A 25,074-nucleotide genomic window follows, 5' to 3' on the forward strand; every position below is an offset into this window, starting at 1 on the left:
CTATTATAAATACATATAAAAATCATTGACTTAGATCAATACCATCATAACTCACAAGGAGAAAATCCGGACATCAAGTTTTTCAAACGAGGGAGAAAAAACGATGAAACACCGCCTTAAGCTCAGCGCCCTGATCGTTCTTACCGGGATCGCCCTGCATGTTTCCGCCCAGGCTGCCAACCAGGAACCGATCCAGCCCATCCAGGCGGCCAAGGTCAGCAACCCGGCATTGGTCGAACTGGGCAAGAAGCTCTATTTCGATCCGCGCCTGTCCAAGTCCGGCTTCATTTCGTGCAACTCCTGCCACAACCTGTCGATGGGCGGCACCGACAACATCAAGACCTCGATCGGCCACAACTGGCAGGAAGGCCCGATCAACGCCCCGACCGTGCTGAACTCCAGCCTGAACCTCGCCCAATTCTGGGACGGCCGCGCCGCCGACCTCAAGGCCCAGGCCGGTGGCCCGATCGCCAACCCGGGCGAAATGGCCTTCACTCATACACTGGCCATCAACGTGCTGCAATCCATTCCCGGCTACGTTGCCGACTTCAAGAAGGCCTTCGGCAAGGAACAGATCGACATCGACATGGTCACCAAGGCCATCGCCGCCTTCGAGGAAACGCTGGTCACCCCGAACTCCCGTTTCGACAAATGGCTGAAAGGCGACAAGAAAGCCCTGACCAAGAACGAACTGGAAGGCTACAAGCTGTTCAAGGAAACCGGTTGCGTGGCCTGCCACAACGGCCCGGCGGTTGGCGGAAATTCCTTCCAGAAGATGGGCCAGGTCGAACCGTACAAGGCTTCCAGCCCGGCCGAAGGGCGCTCGGCAGTAACCGGCAAGGACGCCGACCGGTTCAACTTCAAGGTGCCGACCTTGCGCAACGTCGAAATGACCTATCCGTACTTCCATGACGGTGCTGCCAACACCCTGCCCGAAGCCGTCGATACCATGGCCCGCATTCAACTCGGCAAGAAGTTCACGGCCGAAGAAAACGCCAAGGTCGTTGCCTTCCTGAAAACGCTCACCGGCGACCAGCCGAACTTCAAGCTGCCCATTCTGCCGCCCTCTTCCGACCTCACGCCGCGTCCGACACCTTTCGAGAAAAAGTGATCCACTTCCCGGCCGAAAAACGGGGGCAGCGCCCCCGTTTTTTCTGCCCGTTTTTGTTTGATGATCATCAATCTGCCGCTACACTTCCGCGTTCATAATTTGCCCCTGATTTCTTTCGGTTTTCCCCCTGATGCTTGAAGCTGACAATCTGGAATGCGTGCGCGGCGAGCGCCGCCTGTTCGCAGGCCTCGGCTTCCAGCTGGAAGCCGGAGAACTGCTTTACCTGCAAGGCCGCAACGGCGCCGGCAAAACCAGCCTGCTGCGCATGATCATCGGCCTGTTGCCGCCCGAGGCCGGCGAGATTCGCTGGAAGGGAAAATCCATCCGCAGCAGCGGCGACGAATTCCGTGCCGACCTCTGCTATCTCGGTCACCTCAACGCCATCAAGGAAGAACTGACTCCGCTCGAGAACCTGCTGGCGTCGGCCCACCTGGCGGACGAGGCGCTTTCCGAGGACGATGCGCTCGACGCACTGGAACAGGTCGGCCTCGCCGGGCGCGAGGATCTCGCCTGCAAATACCTGTCGCAAGGCCAGAAACGCCGCGTCGCCCTAGCCCGCCTGGTCAAGGAACGTCGGCCGCTATGGGTACTCGACGAACCTTTCGTCGCCCTCGACGTCGCCGCAGTGAACTGGCTGGCCGGCATCATTTCCACCCACCTGCAACGTGGCGGGCTGACCGTGATGACCACGCACCAGCTGGTCGCCATCCCGGCCGGCACGGTGCGTGAACTCAAGCTGAGCTGAGGCGGCATGCTGAAAATCATCCTCGCCGTCGTCGCCCGCGACCTCAAGCTGGCCATGCGCCGCCAGGCCGATATCGTTTCCGCGCTGTTTTTCTTCGTCATCGTGGTCAGCCTATTTCCGCTCGGCATCGGTCCAGAACCCGATCTGCTGCGCAAGCTGGCGCCCGGCGTGCTGTGGGTCGCCGCCCTGCTCGCCACCATGCTGTCGCTACCCCGGATGTTTGCCGACGACCACCGCGACGGCACACTCGAACAACTGGCGCTGGCACCGCACCCGCTCGGTTTGGTCGTTACCGGGAAAGTGATCGCTCACTGGCTGGTTTCCGGCCTGCCGCTGGCGCTCATCGCCCCGGTGCTGGGCATCCAGTTCGACCTGTCGTCCGACGCCCTGGTCGTGCTCACCGGCGCCATCCTGCTCGGCACGCCGGCACTATCCGGCATCGGCGCCATCGGGGCGGCACTGACCCTCGGCCTGCGCGGCGGCGGTGTGCTGCTGTCGCTGCTGGTTCTGCCGCTCTACATCCCGGTGTTAATATTCGGCGCTGGCGCGGTTGACGCGACGGTGTCCGGACTCGGGGGAGAAGGACACCTCTCCTTGCTTGCCGCCATGACCTTTGCCTCACTCGGCTTCGCCCCCTGGGCCTCGGCCGCCGCCCTGAAGATCGCCCTCGAATGAAAGATCGCTTCAATCTCTACCGCTTCGCCTCCCCGGCCACGTTCTACCCGCTGGCCGGCAAGGCGATCCCGTGGTTCATCGCCGCTTCGGTGCTGTTCGGCCTGGCCGGGCTCTACCTCGGCATGCTTGTCGCCCCCACCGATTTCCAGCAGGGTGAGGGCTACCGCATCATCTTCATCCACGTCCCGGCCTCCTGGCTGAGCATGTTCATCTACCTGATCATGGCCTTCTGGGCCGCCATCGGCCTGGCCTTCAACACCCGCCTGTCGGGCATGATGGCCCAGGCACTCGCCCCCACCGGCGCCCTGATGGCCTTTCTCTCGCTATGGACCGGCGCCCTGTGGGGCAAGCCGATGTGGGGCACGTGGTGGGTCTGGGATGCCCGCCTGACCTCCGAACTCATTCTGCTCTTCCTCTACATCGGCTACATGGCGCTCACCGCCGCCATCGACGACCCGCGCCGGGCCGACAAGGCCGGCGGCCTGTTGTTGCTGGTCGGCGTGGTCAACGTGCCGATCATCTATTTCTCGGTCAAATGGTGGAACACCCTGCACCAGGGCTCCAGCGTCAACCTCACCAAGTCGTCGATGGCCACCACGATGCTCTACGGCATGCTGCTCATGGCCCTGTGCTTCTGGATGTACACCATTGCCGTCGCCCTGATGCGGGCGCGCACCATCATGCTCGAACGCGAGCGGCACACCGACTGGGTCAAGGCCGAACTGGAGGAGCCTGCCCGATGATCTACTGGAACAGCTTTTCCGATTTCCTCGCCATGGGAGGCTACGGCCTCTACGTCTGGGGCTCTTTCGGTGTCACCGCCTTGGTCATGGCGGTTGAACCGATCGTCGTCGCCCGTAATCAAAAGGCCACCAAGTCCCGTCTGAAGCGCCAGATCCGCGCAGAAAGCAGAAGCACAGAATGAAGACCCGTCACAAGAAACTCGCGCTGATCGGCGGCGCCTTGGCCATCCTCGGCATCATCGCCGCGCTGGTCCTCAACGCGCTGAACAGCAACATCGCCCTGTATATCTCGCCAACCGACGTGGCCGCGGGCAAGGCGCCCGTCGGCAAGCCATTCCGCATCGGCGGTCTGGTCAAGGAAGACAGCGTGGCGCGCGAAGCCGACGGCGTGACCATTCGCTTCGTCGTCACCGACACCGCCAAGGACATCACGGTCAATTACAAGGGCATCCTGCCGGACCTGTTCAAGGAAGGCAAAGGCGTCGTCGCCCAGGGCAAGATGACCGAGGCCGGCACCTTCAGCGCCAGCGAAGTGCTTGCCAAGCACGACGAGAACTACATGCCGCCGGAAGCCGCCAAGGCGGTCGACGATGCCCAGAAGGCAGCGAACAAGCATGTTTCGCCGTCTTCGCTCAGCCAGCCGAAAGCGAGCTACTGAGCATGATCCCCGAACTCGGCCATTTCGCCCTCATCCTTTCCGCGCTGGTCGCGCTGGTCCTCGGCACGCTGCCGCTGATCGGCGCCCACACCAACCGCCTGGCCTGGGTCGCCCTCGCCCGCCCGGCCGCCACGGCCATGGCGCTGCTGGTCACCTTTTCCTTCGCCTGCCTGACCCAGGCCTTCGTCGCCAACGATTTCTCGGTGGTCTACGTCGCCCAACACTCCAACTCGCTGCTTCCCATCCAGTACCGCGTCGCCGGCGTCTGGGGCGGCCACGAAGGCTCACTGCTGCTGTGGATCCTGATGCTCACCTGGTGGGCCTTCCTGGTCGCCATGCTGTCGCGCCAACTGCCGGAAGCCATGGTCGCCCGCGTCCTCGGCACGCTCGGCCTGGTCGGTTTCGGCTTCCTGCTCTTCATCCTGTTCACCTCCAACCCCTTCGAACGCCTGCTGCCGGCAGCCGCCGAAGGCCGCGACCTCAATCCGCTGCTGCAGGACCCCGGCCTGGTCATCCACCCGCCGCTGCTCTACATGGGCTACGTCGGCTTCTCGGTGGCCTTTGCCTTCGCCATTGCCGCCCTGCTCTCCGGCAAGCTCGACGCCGCATGGGCACGCTGGTCCCGTCCATGGACCATGGCTGCCTGGATCTTCCTGACCCTGGGTATCGCCATGGGTTCGTGGTGGGCCTATTACGAACTGGGCTGGGGCGGCTGGTGGTTCTGGGATCCGGTCGAGAACGCCTCGTTCATGCCCTGGCTGATCGGCACGGCGCTGATCCACTCGCTGGCCGTCACCGAAAAGCGCGGCAGCTTCAAGAACTGGACCGTGCTGCTCGCCATCGCCGCCTTCTCGCTGTCGCTGCTCGGCACCTTCCTGGTTCGCTCCGGCGTGCTCACCTCGGTGCACGCCTTTGCGACCGATCCGCGCCGCGGCATCTTCATCCTGATCTTCCTGGTCGCCGTGATCGGCTCGTCGCTCGCGCTATTTGCTGCCCGCGCACCAAAGGTCGGCCTCGGCGGACGTTTCGGGCTGGTGTCGCGGGAGTCGCTGCTGCTCACCAACAACGTGCTGCTCGTCGTCGCCTGCGCCACCGTGCTGCTCGGCACGCTCTACCCGCTGCTCATCGACGCGCTGGGCGTCGGCAAGATTTCGGTCGGCCCCCCGTACTTCAATGCGGTTTTCGTTCCGGTGATGACCCCGATCCTGTTCCTGATGGGCATCGGCCCCTTTGCGCGCTGGAAAGAGGCATCCATTCCCGAAATCGCCAAGGCCGTCAAATGGGCCCTGGTCGTCGGCATCCTCGTCGCCATCGCATTGCCGCTGCTCTACGGCCAGTGGTTTGCCATGACGGCACTCGGCCTCCTGCTGGCCGCCTGGATCGTCGCCACCGCCATCCTCAATTTCATCGAGCGCGTTCAGCACACCCGTGCCGGCCGCGGCTTCCTGGCCGCCGCCCTGAGCCAGCCGCGTACCTTTGTCGGCATGCATCTGGCCCACATCGGCATCGCCGTCTTCGTCGTCGGTGTCACCATGGTCGGCAGCTATCAGGACGAAAAGGACATCAAGCTGGCCCCCGGACAGTCGGTCGACGTCGCCGGCTACCACTTCACGTTCAATGGCGTGAAGGCCGTCGAGGGTCCGAATTATGTGGCCGCCCAAGGCGAGTTCGATCTGGCGGTGGACGGCAAGTTCGTCCGCAAGATGAATCCGGAAAAGCGCACCTATCACTCGTCGGCCATGCCCATGACCGAAGCCGCGATCGACGCCGGTTTCCTGCGTGACGTCTACGTTTCGCTCGGCGAACCGATCGACCGCGACAAACCGGAAGGCGAATGGGCCGTCCGCGTCTATTACAAACCCTTCGTCGACTGGATCTGGGGCGGCTGTATCCTGATGTCGCTCGGCGGCCTGATCGCCATGCTCGACCGTCGCTACCGCGTCAGGGCTCGCGCCGCAGCCCCCGTTTCTGCCGGAACCCAACAAGCATGAACCGTTACTACTGGATTCTCGGCGGCTTTGCCGCCCTCGTCGCCCTGCTCGCCGTCGGACTCAACCTGAACCCGCGCGACGTACCGTCGCCGCTGGTCGGCAAGCCTGCCCCCGCCTTCACGCTGTCCCAGCTGGCCGAGCCGGACAAGAGCCTCTCTCCGAAGGACATGCAGGGCAAGGTCTGGCTGTTCAATGTCTGGGCTTCGTGGTGCGTATCCTGCCGCCAGGAACATCCGATCCTCGTCGAGTTCTCGAAGAAGGTCGATGTGCCGCTGATCGGTCTGAATTACAAGGAAGTGCGCGGCGACGGCGGTTTCGACATGAGCAAGATGCCGGCCGACGAAGAGAAGAAACTCGCCTGGCAGCGCGCCAACCGCTGGCTGTCCGAACACGGCAACCCGTACAAGCTGACGGTGATGGATCTCGATGGCCGTGTCGGCATCGACTACGGTGTCTATGGCGTGCCGGAAACCTATGTCATCGACAAGAGCGGCGTCATCCGCATGAAGCATACCGGCCCGATCACGCCGGAAGTGCTGGCCAAACGGATCATGCCCCTGCTCGCGGAACTGAACAAATGAAGCACCTGTTCGCCAAGCTGGCCGCCATCCTGGCCGTCTGCATGCTGCTGAATGCCTCTCCTGCGCAGGCCTCCAGCGCCACGGAAGCCGCACTGGCCGCCGACCCCGTCGCCGAAAAACGGCTGACCAAGCTTTCCGAGGAACTGCGTTGCCTGGTCTGTCAGAACCAGAACATCGCCGACTCGAACGCGGAGCTCGCTCAGGATTTGCGTCGCGAGATTCGCGGCATGATCAAGGAAGGCAAGAGCGACAAGGAAATCATCGATTTCATGGTCGCCCGCTACGGCGATTTCGTTCTCTACCGTCCGCCGGTACAAGGCAACACCTTGCTCCTCTGGCTGGGTCCGATTGCCCTGCTCGTCTTCGGCCTCGCCACCCTCATCGCCTACCAGCGCCGCCGCGCCGAACGCGTCGCGGCCGAAGACAAGCCGCTCAGCGCCGACGAAGCGGGCCGTGCCGAAGCGCTGCTCAAGGAACTCGATAACAAATGACCCAGTTCGCCCTGTTTTCCACCCTGCTGATCGTGGTCGTTGCCGCCTTCATCCTGCCGCCGCTGTGGTTCGGCCTGCGTGCTCCCAAAGCCGTCGCCGATCGCAAGACAGCCAACCTCGCCATCTTCCGCGACCAGCTGGCCGAACTCGAACGCGAAAAGGCCGACGGCTCGCTGGCCGAAGGCGATTTCGAACAGGCCCGGCGTGAACTGCAGCGCCGCCTGCTCGACGAGATCGAGCCGGCAACCGAGGAAAGCGCCCCCGCCTCGTACGCACCCAGCCGCAAGACCGCGATTGCCCTTCTCCTTCTGCTACCCATTCTCGGCCTGACCGGCTATTCCGTTCTTGGCAATCCGAATGCCCTCGACCCCGAGCAGACCGTAGCCAAGCCGCAGATGACGCAGGAGCAGATCGAAGGCATGGTCGCCAAGCTCGCCGAGCGCATGAAGGCCAATCCGGACGATCCGAAGGGGTGGCTGATGCTGGCCCGCTCGTATAAATCCATGGGCCGCTATGCCGAAGCCGTCGAAGCTTTCGGCAAAGCCGAAACGGTGGTCAACGAGGAGCCCGACCTGCTCGCTGCCTATGCCGAAACTATCGCCATGGCCGAAGGCAAGGGACTCAAGGGCAAACCGACCCAGTTGGTCGAAAAGGCGCTCAAGATCGATGGCAAACATGCGCACAGCCTCTTCCTGGCAGGCGCCGCGGCCATGGAGCGAGGCGACAACAAGCAAGGCGTCGCCTACTGGGAAGCCCTGTTGCCGCAAGTCGAACCGGGCTCCGAGATCGAACAGATGCTGCGCAGCGGCATCGACAAGATGAAATCCGGCAAGTAAGGAGGTCACGGGCGTGGTCGATCTGTCCCGCCGGGCATTTTTCCGCGGCCGGCCCCGCCCCAGGACCGAGATGCGCCCCCCCTGGGCCTTGGCCGAGGGAGAATTCATCGACCGCTGCACGCGCTGCAACGACTGCATCAGCGCTTGCCCGACACACATCCTGCTGGCCGGCGACGGTGGTTACCCGACTATCGATTTCCGCGCAGGCGAATGCACCTTCTGCGGCGATTGCGTCACCGCCTGCCAGCCCAAGGCCTTGCTACGGATTGCAGACCAGCCTGCCTGGTCCTGCAAGGCCGTCATCGGCGAGGACTGCCTGCCTCGTCAGGGCGTCGAATGCCGTGTCTGCGGTGATTTCTGCGACGCCCGCGCCATCCGTTTCCCGCTCCGCCAGGGTGGCTGCGCGCTACCGGAAATCGACCATGAGGCGTGTACCGGTTGCGGTGCCTGCATCGCGCCCTGCCCGACGCTGGCCGTTACGATCAAACAGCCTTCCGGGGGCTGATCTCGATCGTTGACAGTAGCGGCGGGGAATCGAATCCCAGTTCGATCATTTCTGTTTCCAGCTTGATCCGCAGAATCAACAGGCCTTGCAAGCTTTCCCGGGCCTTGTCCGCAGCCCAGTCATCGTGACGCATCTTCAGACAAGCCTCGATCTCATGGCGTTTGCTCAAGTCGACATGGCATAGCGCGGCGTAGCGCCGAATCTCGTTGTCCAGATCGCGCAATTCACGATCATAATGTTCAAACCCGCTCATTTTTCCGCTTCCCGGAGAACACTTCATGTCATGGTTCAAGCTGCCCGAGCCCCGCGCCGACCTCACGCTGGCCTTTCATGACCTGCCTTCAGCCAAGGCTTGGCTGGCTGCGCAACCCCAAGCCCAGCCAATGCACATACTGAATGTCATCGGCGAACAGATCAATGCGCTCGAAGCATCGACCCTGGCGCCTGGTCTCGCGGTGGAGCTGCTCAACCTGCTCCGTTCGGCCGCCGTACCGGGACAGGATACCATCGAGGCGCGGTTTATCCGTAAAGCGCTGCCGATGGCTGTCGAAGACGAACGCGCATTCGAACTGGCCCAGAAATTATGGCTCAATCTCGGCATCGCCTACCTGCGCCTGGCACCGCACTTTCCTCCGGACCGTAAATGTCTCCCGCTGCACCGCGCCGCCTGTGCCTTCAGAATGGCGCAATACTGCTACTTTCAGGCGGCACGCCAGTGCCCGCCGTTGATCGGCCACCTGCTGTTCGCCGTGCTTGACCAGGCCGAAAGCAGCGGCGTTCTGCGTCAGGCGCTGCCTGATCCCGACTTTCGCCACCTGGGCGAATCGAATATCGGCGGCCACTTGGCCTGGGCCTTCATGCTTCACCTGATCGACCCTTACCGCCTGTCGGCAGCCCAACTCGCCGTTGCCAACCGCGCCATCAGCCGGTGGCGCGAACTGACGGTCTTTCAGATGACGCCGGATGATGATCCGAAGGCGCATTCAGTTGACCTAGCGCCGATATTCGGACCCTCTCTGCCGCCCGGGGTGCCGCGCTGGATGGAGGTACGCAAGGTCGAGCGCAAGATCGAACAACGGATTGTTGCGCTTCAGACCGGAGAGAGCCCCGAATCGCTGAAGCTGGGGCGCGAACTGTCGGGAAACGCCTGCATACGGCTGCTCCGCGACCTTGAATCCAGTCTCGAAAGCACCATCAGGACACCGTCAACGGAAATCGGCGAAATCGAACTCGCATTCGGGGCTGAACATGCCTTCTCCATCCTGACCGGGGAGTCCCTCAACCCCAGCGGTTCGCTGGAAGCCGATGGTGCAAGCCTGGCCCACCAGCGCGTGGCCCTGTTCGGTTTTGATCGCGCGTCGACGCTCCCCAGTACTGTCAAGAAACTGCATGTACCGAGCGAGAAATGGACGCTGGTCGACGGCAAGGCAATTCGTGCCCAGGATGCCGAAGGCGCGCGTCGCCTAGCGCCGTGCCTCGTTGCCGCGGTGCGTGCGGAAAGGCCCTGTCTGGGCGTCCTTTACTCGCTACAAAGCCTGGCCAGCGGAGCGCTGAGTGCCGAACTGAGCTGGTTCCCCGAACCGATCGAAGCCGGACGCCTCGTCCGGTCGAGTGCACAGGAGCGGACCCTGGCACTGACACCGGCCTTCCTGATGCACGACGGCGAGCGCTACTCCTTGCTCGTTCCTGCCAACGCAACCGTCCGTCTGAATATCGGACTCGGCTTTCAGAGTAGCGCCGGGACGCCGCCAAGCCATCTGCTCCCCACCGAAGTCCTGGAACGCGGCATCGACTTCGTTCGCTACGCGGTCAATTGGCAATAAAAAGCCCGCCGGGTGGCGGGCTTTTCCGGGCAAACGCTTGGCCACCGATAGCGGCCCGCGCGATCACTCGAACTCGATGATGATCTGGTCCACCGAGAGGCTCTCGCCAACGGCAGCCGACACCTTCTTGACTTTGCAATCCTGCTCGGCCTTGAGGATGTTTTCCATCTTCATGGCTTCGATGACAGCCAGCTTTTCGCCAGCCTTGACGTCCTGACCAACCTTGACCGCAATTTCGCGGAGCAGGCCCGGCATCGGGGAAAGCAGGAACTTGGAGAGGTCGGGAGCCGGTTTTTCCGGCATCAGTGCGAGCAGTTCGGCCGCACGGGCGCTCATGACCATGAAGTCGGCACGATTGCCCCAGTGGAACAGGCTGTACTTGGTCTTGTGCCGCTCGACCTGCAAGGTGAACGGAACCCCGTTGCAGGTGCCGTTGAACAGCGACTCGCCCAGTTTCCAGCCGGACAGCAGTTCGTAGGACTTGCCGTCGTACTCGACGTGGTATCCGCCCGGAACCGGCCGTGCCGTCACCGGATGGTTCTCCTTCTTGTCGCCATTGAGACGAACCACCATCCATTGGTCACCGACGATGCGCTCATGACCTTGCAGCTGGCCGGTAATCGAGGCGGAACGGTCGGTGAAGGCGCGATAGACGTAGGCGGCGACGGAAACCAGCAGGGCCGGATCATCGTGCGGCACCATCGAGGCGTCGAAGCCGGTCGGGTAGTGCTTGGGAATGAAACCGGTATCGAAGATGCCGGAATGGAAGACCGGGTGCTGCATCAGCGCGGCCTGGAACGGGATGTTCGAGGAAATGCCACGGATGACGAAGGCGTTCAGGGCGTCGCGCATGCGGTTGATGGCAGTAGCGCGATCCTTGCCGTGCACGATCAGCTTGGCGATCATCGAGTCGTAGAACATCGAGATCTCGCCACCGTCGTAGACGCCGGTATCAACACGGGTGGTGCCGTTGGCATCGGTGCTCTCGACCGGTGGCAGGAACTTGACCAGGCGGCCGGTGGAGGGCAGGAAGCCGCGGAAGGGGTCTTCGGCGTTGATCCGGCATTCCATGGCCCAGCCGTCGATCTTCACGTCGGCCTGGGTGATCGGCAGCTTCTCGCCGTAGGCAACGCGGATCATCTGCTCGACCAGGTCGAGGCCAGTGATCAGTTCGGTAACCGGGTGTTCCACCTGCAGGCGAGTGTTCATTTCCAGGAAGTAGAATTCCTTGGTCGCACCAGAGACCACGAACTCGACCGTACCGGCCGATTCGTAGTTCACCGCACGGGCCAGGGCCACGGCCTGTTCGCCCATCGCCTTGCGCATCTCGGCATCGACGAAGGGGCTCGGCGCCTCTTCAATGACCTTCTGGTGGCGACGCTGGATCGAGCAATCGCGCTCGTTCAGGTACACGTAGTTGCCGTGCGAGTCGCCGAGCAACTGGATTTCGATGTGGCGCGGCTCAAGAACGTATTTTTCGATGAAGACGCGATCATCGCCGAAGGAATTACGGGCTTCGTTGACACAGGACGAGAAGCCTTCGTGCGCTTCGGCATCGTTGTAGGCCACACGCAGACCCTTGCCGCCGCCGCCGGCGGAGGCCTTGATCATGACCGGGTAGCCGATCTTCTTGGCGATCTCGACAGCTTCGTCCGGACCGGCGATGGCGTCGTTGTAGCCCGGAATGGTATTGACCTTGGCTTCGATGGCCAGCTTCTTGGACTCGATCTTGTCGCCCATCTTGGCGATGGAGTAGTGCTTCGGACCGATGAACTTGATGCCTTCTTCTTCCAGACGACGCGAGAACTCGGCGTTTTCCGACAGAAAGCCGTAACCCGGGTGGACGGCCTGAGCACCGGTCTGCTTGCAGGCAGCGATGATCTTGTCGGCGACCAGATAGGATTCCTTCGAGGCGGCCGGTCCGATGCAGACGGCTTCATCAGCCATGTCGACAAACAGGGCATCCTTGTCGGCCTCGGAGTAGACGGCAACCGTCTTGATGCCCATCTTGCGGGCGGTCTTGATGACGCGGCAGGCGATTTCGCCGCGGTTTGCGATCAGAATCTTGGTGAACATATTCCTTTTTCTCCCTGACGCTTACAGAGGAATGTTGCCGTGCTTGCGCCACGGATTGTCGAGTTTCTTGTCGCGCAGCATGGCCAGCGAGCGGGCGATCCGCTTGCGGGTAGCGTGCGGCATGATGACGTCGTCGATAAATCCACGGGCACCGGCCACGAACGGGTTGGCGAACTTTTCCTTGTACTCGGCTTCGCGCTGGGCCAGCTTTTCCGGATCGTTCTTTTCCTCGCGGAAGATGATCTCGACCGCGCCCTTCGGACCCATGACGGCAATTTCCGCGGACGGCCAAGCCAGGTTCACGTCGCCGCGCAGGTGCTTGGACGACATCACGTCGTAGGCGCCGCCGTAGGCCTTGCGGGTGATCACGGTAACCTTCGGCACGGTGCATTCGGCGTAGGCGTAGAGCAGCTTGGCGCCGTGCTTGATGATGCCGCCGTATTCCTGCGTGGTGCCCGGCATGAAGCCCGGCACGTCGACGAAGGTGACGACCGGAATGTTGAACGCGTCGCAGAAGCGGACGAAGCGGGCGGCCTTGATCGAGGACTTGATATCCAGGCAGCCGGCAAGCACCAGCGGCTGGTTGGCGACGATGCCGACCGGATGGCCGTCGATACGGCCGAAACCGATGATGATGTTCTTGGCGTAGTCGGGCTGCAGTTCGAAGAAATCGCTGTCGTCGACGACCTTGATCAGCAGTTCCTTCATGTCGTACGGCTTGTTGGCGTTATCCGGGACCAGGGTGTCCAGCGAATGATCCATGCGGTCGGCCGGATCGTTGGTCGGCGTGACCGGCGGCTTCTCGCGGTTGTTGGCCGGGACGAAGTTCATGAAGCGGCGCAGCATGGACAGCGCTTCGACATCGTTCTCGAAAGCCAAGTCGGCCACACCGGACTTGCTGGTGTGGGTGACGGCACCGCCCAGTTCTTCGGCGGTCACGTCTTCGTGGGTCACGGTCTTCACGACTTCCGGACCGGTCACGAACATGTAGGACGAATCCTTGACCATGAAGATGAAGTCGGTCATCGACGGGCTATACACGGCGCCGCCGGCACAGGGGCCCATGATCATCGAGATCTGCGGCACGACGCCGGAGGCCATCACGTTGCGCTGGAACACGTCGGCGTAGCCGCCCAGGGAAGCAACGCCTTCCTGGATACGCGCACCGCCCGAGTCGTTCAGGCCGATCACCGGGGCGCCGACCTTCATCGCCTGGTCCATGACCTTGCAGATTTTCTCGGCGTGTGTTTCCGACAGCGAGCCGCCGAACACAGTGAAATCCTGCGAGAAGACGAATACCAGACGGCCGTTGATGGTGCCGTAGCCGACCACAACGCCGTCGCCCGGAGTCTTTTCGGCTTGATCCATGCCGAAGTCGACGCAACGATGCTCCTTGAACATATCCCATTCTTCGAAGGAACCCGGATCGAGCAGCAGCTCGATGCGTTCGCGGGCCGTCAGCTTGCCCTTCTTGTGCTGGCTGTCGATACGCTTCTGGCCACCGCCGAGGCGGGCCAGTTCACGCTTTTTTTCCAGCTGGCGGATGATGTCGTGCATAAAAAACTCCCTCTGAGTTACGACTAATTAGTGTTTCAGGTAGTCGAGCAGCGCATACGCGGCAGCAGCCGGGGTCGTATGGCCCTCCTCGACGGATCGGGTAAAAGCGGGCAGGTTTTCCTGCACGCGCGGGTGATGGCGGAAGTGCTGGCGCAGGCCTGAGTCGATCAATTGCCACATCCAGGACAGCGACTGATGCTGGCGTTTGGCGGCAAATTCGCCGGTCGGCTTGAGGGCCGACTGGTATTTCTCGACCTGTTCCCAGAAATCGACGATGCCTTCCTTGTGCAGGGCGGACAGGGCAATCACCGGCGGGGCCCAGTTGGGCGAGGCCGGACGCAGCATGTGCAGCGCATTGCGCCACTGGGCACGAACCACGGCGGTCGCCTGCTTGTCGATGTCGGCCTTGTTGATGACCACCAGATCGGCGATCTCGACGATGCCTTTCTTGATGGCCTGCAGGTCGTCGCCGGCATTCGGCAATTGCAGCAGGCAGAACATGTCGACCATGCCGGCGACCGTCGTTTCCGACTGACCAACGCCGACTGTCTCGATGATGATCACGTCGTAGCCGGCCGCTTCACAGAGCAGCATGGCTTCGCGCGTCTTTTCGGCAACGCCGCCGAGTGAACCAGCCGACGGGCTGGGACGGATGAAGGCTTCCTCACGCTGGCTCAACAATTCCATGCGCGTCTTGTCACCGAGGATGGAACCGCCGGTGACCGACGACGAAGGGTCGATAGCCAGCACGGCGAGTTTCTTGCCCTGCTCGATCAGCCAGACTCCGAGCGCCTCGATGAAGGTGGACTTGCCCGCCCCCGGCACGCCGGAGATGCCGATGCGGATCGCGTTGCCGGTCTTCGGCAACAGCGCGGTCAATACCTGCTGCGCCCGCTGCTGGTGATCGGCACGGGTCGATTCGATCAGCGTGATGGCCTTGGCCAGCGAGCGACGCTGACCCGCCAGCACGCCGTCGACCAGCGACTGGTCGGCGGTAGACAGGAGATTGGCACGCACCGGCGCTTCGTCCAGTTTCATCCGGGCTTAGGCGCGGGCCTTGCGGATTTCTTCCAGCACGCGCTTGGCCGAATCCTCGATGCGGGTACCCGGGCCGAAGATGGCCTTGGCACCGGCGGCATAGAGTGCATCGTAGTCCTGTGCGGGAATGACACCGCCGGCAAAGACGATGATGTCGTCGGCGCCCTGCGCCTTCAGCGACTGGATGATCTGCGGCACCAGGGTCTTGTGGCCGGCGGCCAGCGAGGAGCAACCGATGGCATGCACGTCGTTTTCGATGGCCTGGCGGGCGGCTTCTTCCGGGGTTTGGAAGAGCGGGCCCATGTCGATGTCGAAGCCGAGGTCGGCGTAGGCGGTAGCCACCACCTTGGCGCCACGGTCATGGCCGTCCTGGCCGAGCTTGGCGATCATGATGCGCGGGCGACGGCCTTCTTCTTCGGCGAACTTGGCGACATCGGCCTTGATCTGCTCCCAGCTTTCCTGACCTTCCACAACGCCTCCGTACACACCCGAAATGGTCTGGTTGTTGGCGCGGAAACGACCGAAAATCTTTTCCAGCGCATCGGATACTTCACCGACCGTGGCACGCAGACGGATCGCCTTGACGGTCAGGTCGAGCAGGTTGCCTTCGCCGCTCTCGGCGGCCTTGGTCAGCGCCTCCAGCGCGGCATTGACGGCGGCACTGTCGCGGGTGGCACGAATTTGCTTGAGGCGGGCGACCTGGGCGTCACGCACGGCGTGGTTGTCGATATCGAGGATGTCGAGCGCGTCTTCCTTGGCCAGCTTGTATTTGTTGACCCCGACGATGACGTCCTTGCCCGAGTCAATGCGCGCCTGCTTGTCGGCAGCACAGGTTTCGACCTGCATCTTGGCCCAGCCGGATTCGACGGCCTTGGTCATGCCGCCCATGGCTTCGATTTCCTGGATGATGCCCCAAGCCTTGTCGGCCATGTCCTGGGTCAGCTTTTCCATCATGTAGGAACCGGCCCATGGATCGATCACGTTGGTGATGTGGGTCTCTTCCTGGATGATCAGCTGGGTGTTGCGGGCGATACGGGCCGAGAACTCGGTGGGCAGTGCGATAGCTTCGTCGAGCGCGTTGGTGTGCAGTGACTGTGTACCGCCGAAGACGGCCGCCATCGCTTCGATGGTGGTGCGGACGACGTTGTTGTACGGGTCCTGCTCGGTCAGCGACCAGCCGGAAGTCTGGCTGTGCGTGCGCAGCATCATCGACTTCGGGCTCTTGGCGTTGAAGCCGGACATGATGCGGTGCCAGAGCAGGCGCGCAGCGCGCATCTTGGCGATTTCGAGGTAGAAATTCATGCCCACCGCCCAGAAGAAGGACAGGCGGCCGGCGAAGGTATCGACATCCATGCCGGAAGCGACACCGGTGCGCACATATTCCATGCCGTCGGCCAGCGTGAAGGCCAGCTCGATGGCCTGGTTGGCACCGGCTTCCTGGATGTGATAACCCGAAATCGAGATCGAGTTGAACTTCGGCATGTTCTGCGCCGTGTAGCTGAAGATGTCGGCAATGATCTTCATCGACGGCTTGGGCGGATAGATATAGGTGTTCCGCACCATGAATTCCTTGAGGATGTCGTTCTGGATCGTTCCAGACAACAGCTCCTGCTTCACGCCCTGCTCTTCGGCGGCGACGATGTAGCCGGCCAGGATCGGCAGCACGGCGCCGTTCATGGTCATCGACACGGAAATCTTGTTGAGCGGGATGCCGTCGAACAGGATCTTCATGTCTTCCACGGAGTCGATCGCCACGCCGGCCTTGCCGACATCGCCGGTGACCCGGGCGTTGTCCGAGTCGTAACCGCGGTGCGTGGCCAAGTCGAAGGCGACGGAAACGCCCTGACCGCCGGCAGCCAGCGCCTTGCGGTAGAAGGCGTTGGAGGCCTCGGCGGTGGAGAAGCCGGCATATTGGCGAATGGTCCACGGCTTGACCGCGTACATGGTCGGCTGCGGGCCACGCAGGTAGGGGGCAACACCCGGCAGGGTGTCGGCGAACTCGAGGTTCTCGGTGTCCTTCTTCGTATACAGCGCCTTGACGGCCAGGCCTTCCGGCGTATTCCAAACCAGATTGTTAACGTCACCGCCGGGCGACTGCTTTGCTGCAGCCTTTTCCCAAGCATCCAGGTTATTGGAATCAAAGAACTTTTCGGACATGAAACACCCCTCGTCGAGTCGATTTTTTTCGGCCGATCATGCAGAATTCAAAATTCTACGCTTTTGGGCCAAGCTTGACATACCAAGCCCCACATAATACTGTATCCATAATTACGGAATCAAGTCGGCAAAGTACCGAATTGTCCACCGAGACCACATCACAATGACCCGCATCGCACCCACCGCACTGTACCAGGAAGTCGCTGAACGTCTCCGCCAGCGGATTTTCGCCCACGAACTGACGCCGGGCACCTGGATCGACGAGCAAAAACTGGCCGAACAGTACGGCATTTCGCGTACCCCGCTACGCGAAGCACTGAAGGTGCTTGCCTCTGAGGGACTGGTCGAACTCCGTCCGCGTCGGGGCTGCTACGTCACCGAAATCTCGCGCCAGGACCTCGACGACATCTTCCCGCTCATGGCAATGCTCGAAGGACGTTGTGCCGCCGAAGCGGTCCGCAATGCCAAATCGGGCGACATCGCGGCCTTGCAGGATATCCATGGCCACCTCGAAAGCGCAGCCCGCGACGGCCGTATCGATGCTTTTTTCGAGGCCAATCAGGAATTCCACAAGCGCATCCAGGAATTGTCCGGAAATCGCTGGCTGCTGTCGGTCATCCAGGACCTGCGCAAGGTATTGAAGCTATCCCGCCTCCATTCGCTGTCGCTTGAGGGGCGCCTGCAACAGTCGCTCGACGAACACCGCCTGATCATGGCCGCCCTGGCGGCCAGCGACGCCCCCAAGGCGGAGAGGCTGATGCACGATCACCTGCTGTCCGGTCGCGAAGCGCTGGCAAAGATGGACGCAAAGACGCCGAAAGCTGCCTGACAGCGGCTTGCGGATCAATGCATCCGGCTTTCGATTCCGGCAAACAACCGGTCGTAGATTGCCACCAGCGCCTCACGATCGTGACTGCCCTTGACCCAGCGACGTGAGCGGGCAATCTTGACGGCCTCCTGCTCCATCGCCGACAACGAGGTGATGTTTACCTCCTGACCGTGCAGGATCGACGCGGCATCCGCCCTGGCTCGCTGGGCCGTCGCAACCAGCCCCATGGAAGATTCCATGGCACTGGCGCCCGCCTCGATCGTCGTCACCAAGTCGCAAACTTGGTTGGCCGACGACGCCGAGCCGGCCAGTTCGCTGCTGAATTCGAACGCGGTCTGCCGCGCTTCGGACACCGAATCCGTTAGCGCACCGATTTGCGCCGTGGCCGATTGCATCGAAAGCATGATTGCCGCGATGGCTGCCGAAATCTCCTCTGCGGAATGCTGGGCCTGATCCGCCAGCTTGCGCACCTCGTCGGCAACCACCGCAAAGCCCCTTCCAGCCTCACCGGCCCGCGCCGCTTCGATGGCCGCATTCAAGGCCAGCAGATTGGTCTGCTTGGCAACGCCGTCGATCCGAGTAGTCAGCAACTGGATATCGGCTGTTTTTGCATTCAGGTCATCGAGCGCTCCCACCCCTCTTTTCGCTGCCTGTTGCGCCTCACCCAGAGCCTCCGACATGCGCTGGGCCGCCGTCGACATGCCGCTGGCCGACTCCCCGAAACTCGCAACCAGAGAACGCGAGGTACGCGAGTTTCCGCCTACCTCGCGCAGAGACTGTTCCACGTGCTCGATCGCCAGTGACAAGCCGCGCTCCGAGCGCAGAAAAATTCGCGACAGCAGGGCTTCGCGGGCAATCGACTCCTGCGCCGCCTCGAGATGGTCAAGCAGGCTCTGCATCTGCTCGAGGACACTGCGAAACGTGCCGTGCAAGCCGGGCAGCTGCAGCCGGCGGGTCGTATTTCCGCTCGACGATGCCTGCATTGCGCCCAGAATTTCGCGAAACGCCGTCTCGGTTTGATCGAGCACGGAGTTCAGGTTGACCCGGATCGCCTCCAGCACTGGGTCATCCAGGGTATGCGGCAAGCGCGCAACCAGTTGCCCGCTACCAACCTTGCGCAACAAGTCGTCGACCTTGGCGAGGTCCGCCCGCGACTCCGCTGCGGGTAGCAACAAGACCAACAATGCGGCGACAGCCACCCCGATTACCGCCCATGCCGACACAAAGGCCACGCCCCCGGCCAATACTAGGAGAAAGACCAGTAACGCCTTGCGTTTAGAGGGAGAAAACCAGTTCTTCATAACTCATTCCGGTCTGTTTCATGATGTCTACCAGGACTGCGGTACCGGCCTCGATGGCCGAGCGCGATCCAGCCGCCTTTTCCGCGGCCAGCATGCTCCGATAGACCGGCTCGATCTTGGCGACGGCGTCGGCTGAGGGGCAACGGCGCACCGAGGTATAACCCACGACCTTGCCGTTGCCGTCGAAATCCGGCGTGATGTGGGTGAACACCCAGTAAAAGCCGCCATCCTTGGACATGTTCTTGACGTAGGCGAAGAACTCCTTGCCGGACTGTATGGTGTCCCAGGCCAGTTTGAAGGCCGCACGGGGCATATCGGGATGACGGATGATGTTGTGCTGGGAACCGAGCAACTCTTCTTCGGAATACCCTGAAAACTCGATGAATATCGGGTTTCCATAGGTAATGATGCCCTTCGAGTTGGTTTTGGAAACGATGAAATCGTCTTCCCGCATCTTGCGTTCGATGTTACTGGGTTGAATGGCTCTCTTCATGTCGCCCTCCGGTTCTCATGAATTTACTATAGATCGTAAATTTTACATATATCAACGAGGGCCGGACGAAAAAAAACCCCGGCAGCCTGCGCTGCCGGGGTTTTGACAAAGCCTGAACTATTTAGTGGTTACTGGCGGAGGCCGCACCGAAACCAGTCTGGGCACGGACGTACTGATCTTCGAAGGCGTCGATTTCCTGTCGGGCACGCACACTGGAATCGCTCTTCGAGAAGACATAGGCGAGCAGGAAGGCAATCGGCATCGCAAACAATGCGGGCTGGGTGTAGGGGAAGAGCGCCGCCTTGTTGCCCAGCACGTCAACCCACACCGACTTCGAGAAGAGCACGAACAGCACGGCCGAAATCAGGCCACCGTAGCCGCCGAACAGCGCACCGCGCGTCGTCAGGCCCTTCCAGTACATCGACAGGATCAGCACCGGGAAATTGGCGGCAGCCGCCACGCCGAAGGCCAGACCGACCATGAAGGCGATGTTCTGCTTCTCGAAGAGGATGCCGAGCACGATGGCGACGGCGCCGAGGCAGATGGTGGCAATCTTGGAAACGCGGATTTCCGTGGCTTCGGAAGCTTGCCCCTTCATGATCACGCGAGCGTAGATGTCATGCGAGATCGCCGAAGCGCCTGCCAGCGCCAAGCCGGAAACCACGGCCAGGATGGTGGCGAAAGCCACGGCAGCCAGGAAGCCGAGCAGCATGTTGCCGCCGACGGCCTTGGCCAGGTGCATGGCGACCATGTTGCCGCCACCGACCAGCTTGCCGCCGACCGTGCCGCCTTCGAAGAACTCGGGGTTCTGGCCGACGATCAGGATGCCGGCGAGGCCCATCAGGAAGATGACGTTGAAGAAGTAGGCAACGAAACCGGAGGCATAGAGTACCGACTTGCGCGCTTCCTTGGCATCGGTCACGGTGAAGAAGCGCATCAGGATGTGCGGCAGGCCGGCCGTACCGAACATCAGGCCGAGACCCAGCGAAATGGCGGTGACCGGGTCCTTGAGCAGGGCGCCGGGATACATCAGCTTGTCGCCCAGCTTGTGGACTGCCGTAGCTTTCTCCAGCAGGTTGGTGAAGGAGAAACCGAACTCGCTCATCGCCAGGAACATGACCAGCGTGCCGCCCGAGAGCAACATGCAGGCCTTGATGATCTGCACCCAGGTCGTGGCAACCATGCCGCCGAAGGTGACATAGACCATCATCAGGATGCCGACGGCGAAGATCGCGGTGTTGTACTCCAGGCCGAAGAGCAGCTTGATCAGCTGGCCGGCACCGACCATCTGGGCAATCAGGTAGAAGCAGACGACAGTCAGCGACGAAATCGCGGCCATCGTGCGCACCTTGCCCTGGTCGAGGCGATAGGCGGTGATGTCGGAGAAGGTGAACTTGCCCAGGTTGCGCAGGCGTTCGGCCATCAGGAACAGGATGATCGGCCAGCCGGCAAAGAAGCAGAGCATGTAGATGTAACCGTCATAGCCCTGGGTATAGACCATGGCGGTCAGCCCGAGCAGGGTGGCAGCCGACATATAGTCGCCGGCAATGGCCAGGCCATTCTGAAAACCGGTGATGCCGCCGCCGGCGGTGTAGAAATCGGACGTCGACTTGGTGCGCGAGGCAGCCCAGTAGGTAATGCCCATCGTCATCGCGACGAAGATGCAGAACATGATGATGGCGTGCCAGTTGGTCGCCTGCTTTTCGGTCTGGGCAACGGCATCGGCAGCCAGCGTCAGGGTGCTCAGGCCGAGCAGGCCGAGCGCGGTAATGATTTGGCGCAGCATTATTTGTTCTCCTTCCAGGCTTCCTTGACGATCTCCTGAGTCAAGGCGTCGAATTCGCCATTGGCGCGCTTGACGTACACTGCGGTCAGCGCCCAGAAGAAAATGAACATGAAGAGTTCGACGGCAACCCCCACCGTCACCTTGGACCCTTCGGCAATCGGCTGCCCCAGGGACAACGGATTGAAGGCAACAACCATCACGAAACCATAGAACATGGCCAGGACAATGAAAGCCAGGGTCCACGCAAACCGTCCCCGACGGGCAACCAGTTCCGTGAACTTCGGATTGGCTCGCATCCGCTCATACATCGCGCTGCTCATCGTTATCTCCCTTATTAATAATTAGATCAAACTGCATTCATAATTATATCTTATAGAAGACACAAGAGACCAGAATTTCGCTCTCCATAATTCGAATTAATCACAAGGAAACATGCACATGAGCAACATCGACCTCGACGTTCAGGGCGAAATCGCCACCCTGACCTTGAACAATCCCGACAAGCTGAACGCCATCAATCGGGCCATGTGGCAGCAGCTTTCCGCGCTAGTCGGACGCCTCAGCGGCGACGCCGGAGTCCGCTGCATCATTTTGCGCGGCGCTGGCGACCAGGCCTTTGCAGCCGGCGGCGACCTCGAGGAATTTGTGACCGGCCGCGCCACCCTGGAGCAGGCCCTCGACTATCACAACGAAGTTGCCAAGGCACTCAACGCCATTGCGGACTGCCCGCACCCGACGGTGGCGCTGATCAGCGGTGCCTGCATTGGTGGCGGGCTGGAAATCGCCGGCGTTTGCGACTTCCGGATCGCCGGCGAAAGCGCCCGCTTCGGAGCGCCGATCAACCGTCTGGGTTTTTCGATGTATCCGGGCGAAATGGAAGGCCTACTCCGTCTGCTCGGGCCAAGCGTCGTCAAGGAAATCCTCCTCGAAGGGCGCATCATGCAGGCCCCGGAAGCCTATGAAAAAGGCCTGCTGACGCGGGTTGTCGCCGACAGCGACGTGATCGAAGAAGCCTACGCCACCGCTCGCCGCATCTGCGCAGGGGCGCCACTGGTCGCCGGCTGGCACAAACAGTGGATACGCCGCCTGCTCGACGGCAGACCGTTGACCGACACCGAAAAGGCCGAGTCTTTCGCCTTCCTGCAAACCGAGGACTACCAGGAAGGCCTTGCCGCCTTCCTGGAAAAGCGAAAACCGGTTTTCAAGGCGCGCTGAACAAGCCCCACATCATCTTGCCGGCAAGGGCCAGCAGAATGCCCGCAAATACCCGCTTCAGCGTTTTCACCGGCAACTGGTGGGTCAGGCGCGCACCGATCGGCGCGGTCAGCACACTGACCGCCGCCACGCCAACCATGGCCGGAAGATAGACGAATCCCATGCTGCCGGACGGCAAACCGCTGACCGACCAGCCGTTCCAGATATACCCCAACGCACCGCCCAGCGCGATCGGAAAACCGATCGCCGCCGACGTGCCGATGGCGTTCTGCATCTTGACGTTGCACCAGGTCATGAACGGCACCGAGAGCACACCGCCTCCAATCGCCACCAGACAGGAAATGAAACCGATCCCGGCACCAACCGCTCCCGTCGCAAGGGCACCCGGCAACTCGCGATGCGGCTGGGGCTTCAGGTTGATGATCATTTGCACCGAGACGTAGCAGATGAACAGGGTGAAGATCAGGGCCAGCGCCTTGGTCGGCACGAGACTGGCCACATGCGTGCCGATCAGCGTACCGGCGATGATGCCCGGCGTAATACGCAGGACGATAGGCCACAGCACGGCGCCATGGGCGTGGTGCGCACGGACGCTGGAAATCGAAGTAAAGAAAATGGTCGCCATCGACGTGCCGAGCGCCAGATGCATGACCTCACCCACCGGAAACGCCTGAGCGGTGAACAGCATGACGAGAACCGGCACCATCAACGAGCCGCCGCCAATACCGAGCAAGCCGGCAAAAAAACCGGCAAATGCACCCAGGGCAATGTAAGCCAGCCACCAGATCGTCATCACAACCCCATCAATTGTTTGGTAATGAACGCCCACTCTTCCTCGTTGACCGGCATGATCGACAGCCGGTTGCCGCGGGCAAGGAGGCGCATGTTAGCAAGTTCCGCATGCGCACGCAGTTCGGTCAGCGTCTGATAGGGCGTCCGGCGCACGAAACGGACATCCCGGAGCAACCAGCGCGGCTTGTCCGGAGGCGATTTTGGATCGTGATAGGGGCTGGCGGGATCGAATTGTGTGGCATCCGGATAGGGCTCCGACGACACTTCGCAAATTCCGGCAATACCGGGCTCGGCGCAACCTGAATGATAGAAGAAGGCCAGATCACCGACGTTCATCGCATCGCGCAGGAAATTGCGCGCCTGATAGTTGCGCACACCGAACCAGGGAACCGAGCCAAGACGTTCCAGGTCGCCGATCGACACCTCGTCGGGCTCCGACTTCATCAGCCAGTACTGCATTGCACGAACTCCGAAATGGAAACGGGTGGCAGACGAATCTGCCACCCGTTGCTTTACTGCAAATACAGGCCCCCGCGAGTGCCGTCAGGCCGGCATCCTGAACCTGGGTTCAGAGTGGCTGCTTTCCTCCCGCATCAGGCACGCTCGTCAAAGAGCGCGCACAACAGCGGTTTCAACGGTCCGCAACCGATGCCAATCAGCATTGGTTCAAGGAATGTATGGCCTTAACAAACACCGCAGGGAACACTCGGCGGGTGACGCCAACAACGACCGATCAGATGTCCAGCCGTTGCTGGGGCGCCAGCACAGCATCCAGCCGCGCTCCCATGTCACCGATTCTACGCTTCGTTTCGGAAGTATCAACCGCTTCCACGAACTCTTTTTGCTCACCCGTACCGGCACCCGAAAGATGCTCGTGAGCGATGTTGAGCGCAGCCATGACGGCAACGCGTTCGGCGATGGTGTTCTTGGTGCGCTGGGCAATCTCGCGCATCTTGCCGTCGACCAGATCGACCGCAGCCAGCAAGGCATCGCGCTCTTCCGGACCGCAGGCGACACGGTATTCGCGCCCCATGATCTTCACGTCGAGGAAATTCGGCTCCAGACTCATCTCAGGCATCCTCGGGGATCTTGTCCATCAGGCCTTCGAGACGCTCGCGCGCGGCAGTCATGGTCTGACGCAAATGCAGCCGCTCAGCCTCGGCGGCGACCATCTGGTTTCTCAAAACCTCATTCTCGGCACGCAACTGGTGAACCAGAGCGACAACCTGCTCGATTTTGGCTTCAAGAGTATCTAGTTCGACGTTCATGGCGCGAACTATAGAGTCAAAAATGCCGCATGGTCAAGGACTAAGCCTTTATTCTCAAAGTGGTTTATAGAAGTTTGCCGCGAAACGGCTAATGCATCGAAATGGAGATGAATGTAGAATGCGCGCCGTGTCAGGTGCTGCGCGCGGAATCTCCAAGCGCGGTTAAACGGGAAAGCGGTGCGTCTCCACACAGACCATTCCGCTGCTGCCCCCGCAACGGTAAGCGAGTGCGGGCGTATCACGAGGCCACTGGGTAAAAACCCGGGAAGGCGATACGTCAAGACTTGCAAGCCCGGATACCGGCCTGAAACAAAAATATCGAAGTGCCACGGGGTGGTGGCGCCAGTTTGACCGGCCCGTTCCCCGGCATTTCCTTTTCAACACACTTCCGGCATGCGGGGAC

27 protein-coding genes, 1 other RNA gene and 1 riboswitch are annotated in these 25,074 nt (G+C 61.5%); of the genes, 14 read left to right on the forward strand and 14 right to left on the reverse strand.

What is annotated here, in order from left to right; genetic code table 11:
• The first annotated feature begins 103 nt into the window (after positions 1-103).
• From F1002_RS06715 to napF, 11 genes are all read left to right on the forward strand, one after another.
• A complete protein-coding gene (locus tag F1002_RS06715) occupies positions 104-1,111 on the forward strand; it encodes a cytochrome-c peroxidase (RefSeq protein WP_150428246.1) in 1,008 nt (335 codons plus the stop codon).
• 130 nt (positions 1,112-1,241) lie between these two features.
• Positions 1,242-1,856, forward strand: a complete 615-nt coding sequence (ccmA, locus tag F1002_RS06720; protein WP_150428247.1) for a cytochrome c biogenesis heme-transporting ATPase CcmA — start codon at positions 1,242-1,244, stop codon at positions 1,854-1,856.
• A gap of 6 nt (positions 1,857-1,862) precedes the next feature.
• Entirely contained in the window at positions 1,863-2,531 is a 669-nt protein-coding gene (gene ccmB, locus F1002_RS06725; RefSeq protein WP_150428248.1) for a heme exporter protein CcmB, read from the forward strand.
• Positions 2,528-3,274 carry a heme ABC transporter permease CcmC gene (gene ccmC / locus F1002_RS06730; protein ID WP_150428249.1) on the forward strand — a complete coding sequence of 249 codons (747 nt, stop codon included), beginning with the start codon at positions 2,528-2,530 and terminating at the stop codon, positions 3,272-3,274. The genes ccmB and ccmC overlap by 4 nt, the downstream gene beginning before the upstream one ends.
• On the forward strand, positions 3,271-3,456 hold the full coding sequence (gene ccmD / locus F1002_RS06735) for a heme exporter protein CcmD (RefSeq protein WP_150428250.1): 186 nt from the start codon (positions 3,271-3,273) through the stop codon (positions 3,454-3,456). The genes ccmC and ccmD overlap by 4 nt, the downstream gene beginning before the upstream one ends.
• Positions 3,453-3,932, forward strand: coding sequence for a cytochrome c maturation protein CcmE (gene ccmE, locus F1002_RS06740; protein ID WP_150428251.1), 480 nt, complete (start codon positions 3,453-3,455; stop codon positions 3,930-3,932). Before ccmD ends, ccmE begins: the two co-directional genes overlap by 4 nt.
• 2 nt (positions 3,933-3,934) lie before the next feature.
• On the forward strand, positions 3,935-5,923 hold the full coding sequence (locus tag F1002_RS06745; protein ID WP_150428252.1) for a heme lyase CcmF/NrfE family subunit: 1,989 nt from the start codon (positions 3,935-3,937) through the stop codon (positions 5,921-5,923).
• Positions 5,920-6,504: a DsbE family thiol:disulfide interchange protein gene (locus F1002_RS06750; RefSeq protein WP_150428253.1), complete on the forward strand. Its 585-nt coding sequence runs from the start codon at positions 5,920-5,922 to the stop codon at positions 6,502-6,504. Before F1002_RS06745 ends, F1002_RS06750 begins: the two co-directional genes overlap by 4 nt.
• Positions 6,501-6,995 (forward strand): cytochrome c-type biogenesis protein, encoded by a 495-nt coding sequence (locus F1002_RS06755; protein WP_150428254.1) that lies wholly within the window; start codon positions 6,501-6,503, stop codon positions 6,993-6,995. Before F1002_RS06750 ends, F1002_RS06755 begins: the two co-directional genes overlap by 4 nt.
• A complete protein-coding gene (ccmI, locus tag F1002_RS06760; RefSeq protein ID WP_150428255.1) occupies positions 6,992-7,831 on the forward strand; it encodes a c-type cytochrome biogenesis protein CcmI in 840 nt (279 codons plus the stop codon). Before F1002_RS06755 ends, ccmI begins: the two co-directional genes overlap by 4 nt.
• A 70-nt stretch (positions 7,832-7,901) precedes the next feature.
• A complete protein-coding gene (gene napF, locus F1002_RS06765; RefSeq protein ID WP_150428646.1) occupies positions 7,902-8,336 on the forward strand; it encodes a ferredoxin-type protein NapF in 435 nt (144 codons plus the stop codon).
• Here napF and F1002_RS06770 read toward each other — a convergent pair.
• Complete coding sequence (locus F1002_RS06770) at positions 8,314-8,589, reverse strand: hypothetical protein (protein WP_150428256.1); 276 nt, start codon at positions 8,587-8,589, stop codon at positions 8,314-8,316. The genes napF and F1002_RS06770 overlap by 23 nt on opposite strands.
• A 25-nt stretch (positions 8,590-8,614) precedes the next feature.
• Here F1002_RS06770 and F1002_RS06775 point away from each other — a divergent pair, with 25 nt between their 5' ends.
• Positions 8,615-10,159 carry a hypothetical protein gene (locus tag F1002_RS06775; protein ID WP_150428257.1) on the forward strand — a complete coding sequence of 515 codons (1,545 nt, stop codon included), beginning with the start codon at positions 8,615-8,617 and terminating at the stop codon, positions 10,157-10,159.
• Positions 10,160-10,222: 63 nt separating this feature from the next.
• Here F1002_RS06775 and F1002_RS06780 read toward each other — a convergent pair whose 3' ends face one another.
• Genes F1002_RS06780 through scpA form a run of 4 tightly spaced genes read right to left on the reverse strand, consistent with a single transcriptional unit; the run spans position 10,223 to position 16,987 of the window.
• Complete coding sequence (locus F1002_RS06780) at positions 10,223-12,235, reverse strand: acetyl/propionyl/methylcrotonyl-CoA carboxylase subunit alpha (RefSeq protein ID WP_150428258.1); 2,013 nt, start codon at positions 12,233-12,235, stop codon at positions 10,223-10,225.
• Between the two features lie 21 nt (positions 12,236-12,256).
• Entirely contained in the window at positions 12,257-13,792 is a 1,536-nt protein-coding gene (locus F1002_RS06785) for an acyl-CoA carboxylase subunit beta (RefSeq protein WP_150428259.1), read from the reverse strand.
• Positions 13,793-13,819: 27 nt separating this feature from the next.
• Positions 13,820-14,830, reverse strand: coding sequence for a methylmalonyl Co-A mutase-associated GTPase MeaB (gene meaB, locus F1002_RS06790; RefSeq protein ID WP_150428260.1), 1,011 nt, complete (start codon positions 14,828-14,830; stop codon positions 13,820-13,822).
• 6 nt (positions 14,831-14,836) lie between these two features.
• A complete protein-coding gene (scpA, locus tag F1002_RS06795; RefSeq protein WP_150428261.1) occupies positions 14,837-16,987 on the reverse strand; it encodes a methylmalonyl-CoA mutase in 2,151 nt (716 codons plus the stop codon).
• 157 nt (positions 16,988-17,144) lie between these two features.
• Here scpA and F1002_RS06800 point away from each other — a divergent pair, with 157 nt between their 5' ends.
• The gene (locus tag F1002_RS06800) at positions 17,145-17,816 is read left to right on the forward strand and encodes a GntR family transcriptional regulator (RefSeq protein WP_150428262.1); all 672 of its coding nucleotides are present in this window, start codon (positions 17,145-17,147) and stop codon (positions 17,814-17,816) included.
• Positions 17,817-17,830: 14 nt separating this feature from the next.
• Here F1002_RS06800 and F1002_RS21440 read toward each other — a convergent pair whose 3' ends face one another.
• The 4 genes from F1002_RS21440 to F1002_RS06820 all read right to left on the reverse strand — a co-directional run bounded on the left by F1002_RS21440 (position 17,831) and on the right by F1002_RS06820 (position 21,716).
• Positions 17,831-19,117, reverse strand: coding sequence for a methyl-accepting chemotaxis protein (locus tag F1002_RS21440; protein WP_150428263.1), 1,287 nt, complete (start codon positions 19,115-19,117; stop codon positions 17,831-17,833).
• Positions 19,092-19,610: a PAS domain-containing protein gene (locus tag F1002_RS06810; protein WP_150428264.1), complete on the reverse strand. Its 519-nt coding sequence runs from the start codon at positions 19,608-19,610 to the stop codon at positions 19,092-19,094. Before F1002_RS06810 ends, F1002_RS21440 begins: the two co-directional genes overlap by 26 nt.
• A gap of 121 nt (positions 19,611-19,731) precedes the next feature.
• Positions 19,732-21,396 carry a cation acetate symporter gene (locus F1002_RS06815; RefSeq protein ID WP_150428265.1) on the reverse strand — a complete coding sequence of 555 codons (1,665 nt, stop codon included), beginning with the start codon at positions 21,394-21,396 and terminating at the stop codon, positions 19,732-19,734.
• Entirely contained in the window at positions 21,396-21,716 is a 321-nt protein-coding gene (locus F1002_RS06820; RefSeq protein ID WP_191090327.1) for a DUF485 domain-containing protein, read from the reverse strand. Before F1002_RS06820 ends, F1002_RS06815 begins: the two co-directional genes overlap by 1 nt.
• Before the next feature lie 118 nt (positions 21,717-21,834).
• On the opposite strand from F1002_RS06820, the gene F1002_RS06825 reads away from it, so the two are divergent.
• Positions 21,835-22,611, forward strand: coding sequence for an enoyl-CoA hydratase/isomerase family protein (locus F1002_RS06825; protein ID WP_150428266.1), 777 nt, complete (start codon positions 21,835-21,837; stop codon positions 22,609-22,611).
• Here F1002_RS06825 and F1002_RS06830 read toward each other — a convergent pair.
• From F1002_RS06830 to F1002_RS06850, 5 genes are all read right to left on the reverse strand, one after another.
• Positions 22,598-23,404, reverse strand: a complete 807-nt coding sequence (locus F1002_RS06830) for a sulfite exporter TauE/SafE family protein (protein WP_150428267.1) — start codon at positions 23,402-23,404, stop codon at positions 22,598-22,600. The genes F1002_RS06825 and F1002_RS06830 overlap by 14 nt on opposite strands.
• The gene (locus tag F1002_RS06835) at positions 23,404-23,862 is read right to left on the reverse strand and encodes an EVE domain-containing protein (protein ID WP_150428268.1); all 459 of its coding nucleotides are present in this window, start codon (positions 23,860-23,862) and stop codon (positions 23,404-23,406) included. Before F1002_RS06835 ends, F1002_RS06830 begins: the two co-directional genes overlap by 1 nt.
• A 65-nt stretch (positions 23,863-23,927) precedes the next feature.
• Positions 23,928-24,108: non-coding RNA, 6S RNA (gene ssrS / locus F1002_RS06840), on the reverse strand.
• A gap of 28 nt (positions 24,109-24,136) precedes the next feature.
• Positions 24,137-24,472 carry a cell division protein ZapA gene (locus tag F1002_RS06845; RefSeq protein ID WP_150428269.1) on the reverse strand — a complete coding sequence of 112 codons (336 nt, stop codon included), beginning with the start codon at positions 24,470-24,472 and terminating at the stop codon, positions 24,137-24,139.
• Position 24,473: 1 nt separating this feature from the next.
• Positions 24,474-24,671: a hypothetical protein gene (locus tag F1002_RS06850; protein ID WP_150428270.1), complete on the reverse strand. Its 198-nt coding sequence runs from the start codon at positions 24,669-24,671 to the stop codon at positions 24,474-24,476.
• Positions 24,672-24,786: 115 nt separating this feature from the next.
• Positions 24,787-24,994, forward strand: a riboswitch (cobalamin riboswitch).
• Positions 24,995-25,074: the final 80 nt, after the last annotated feature.

The sequence above is a fragment of the Dechloromonas sp. CZR5 genome (assembly GCF_008711155.1).
Classification (GTDB): Bacteria; Pseudomonadota; Gammaproteobacteria; order Burkholderiales; family Rhodocyclaceae; genus Azonexus.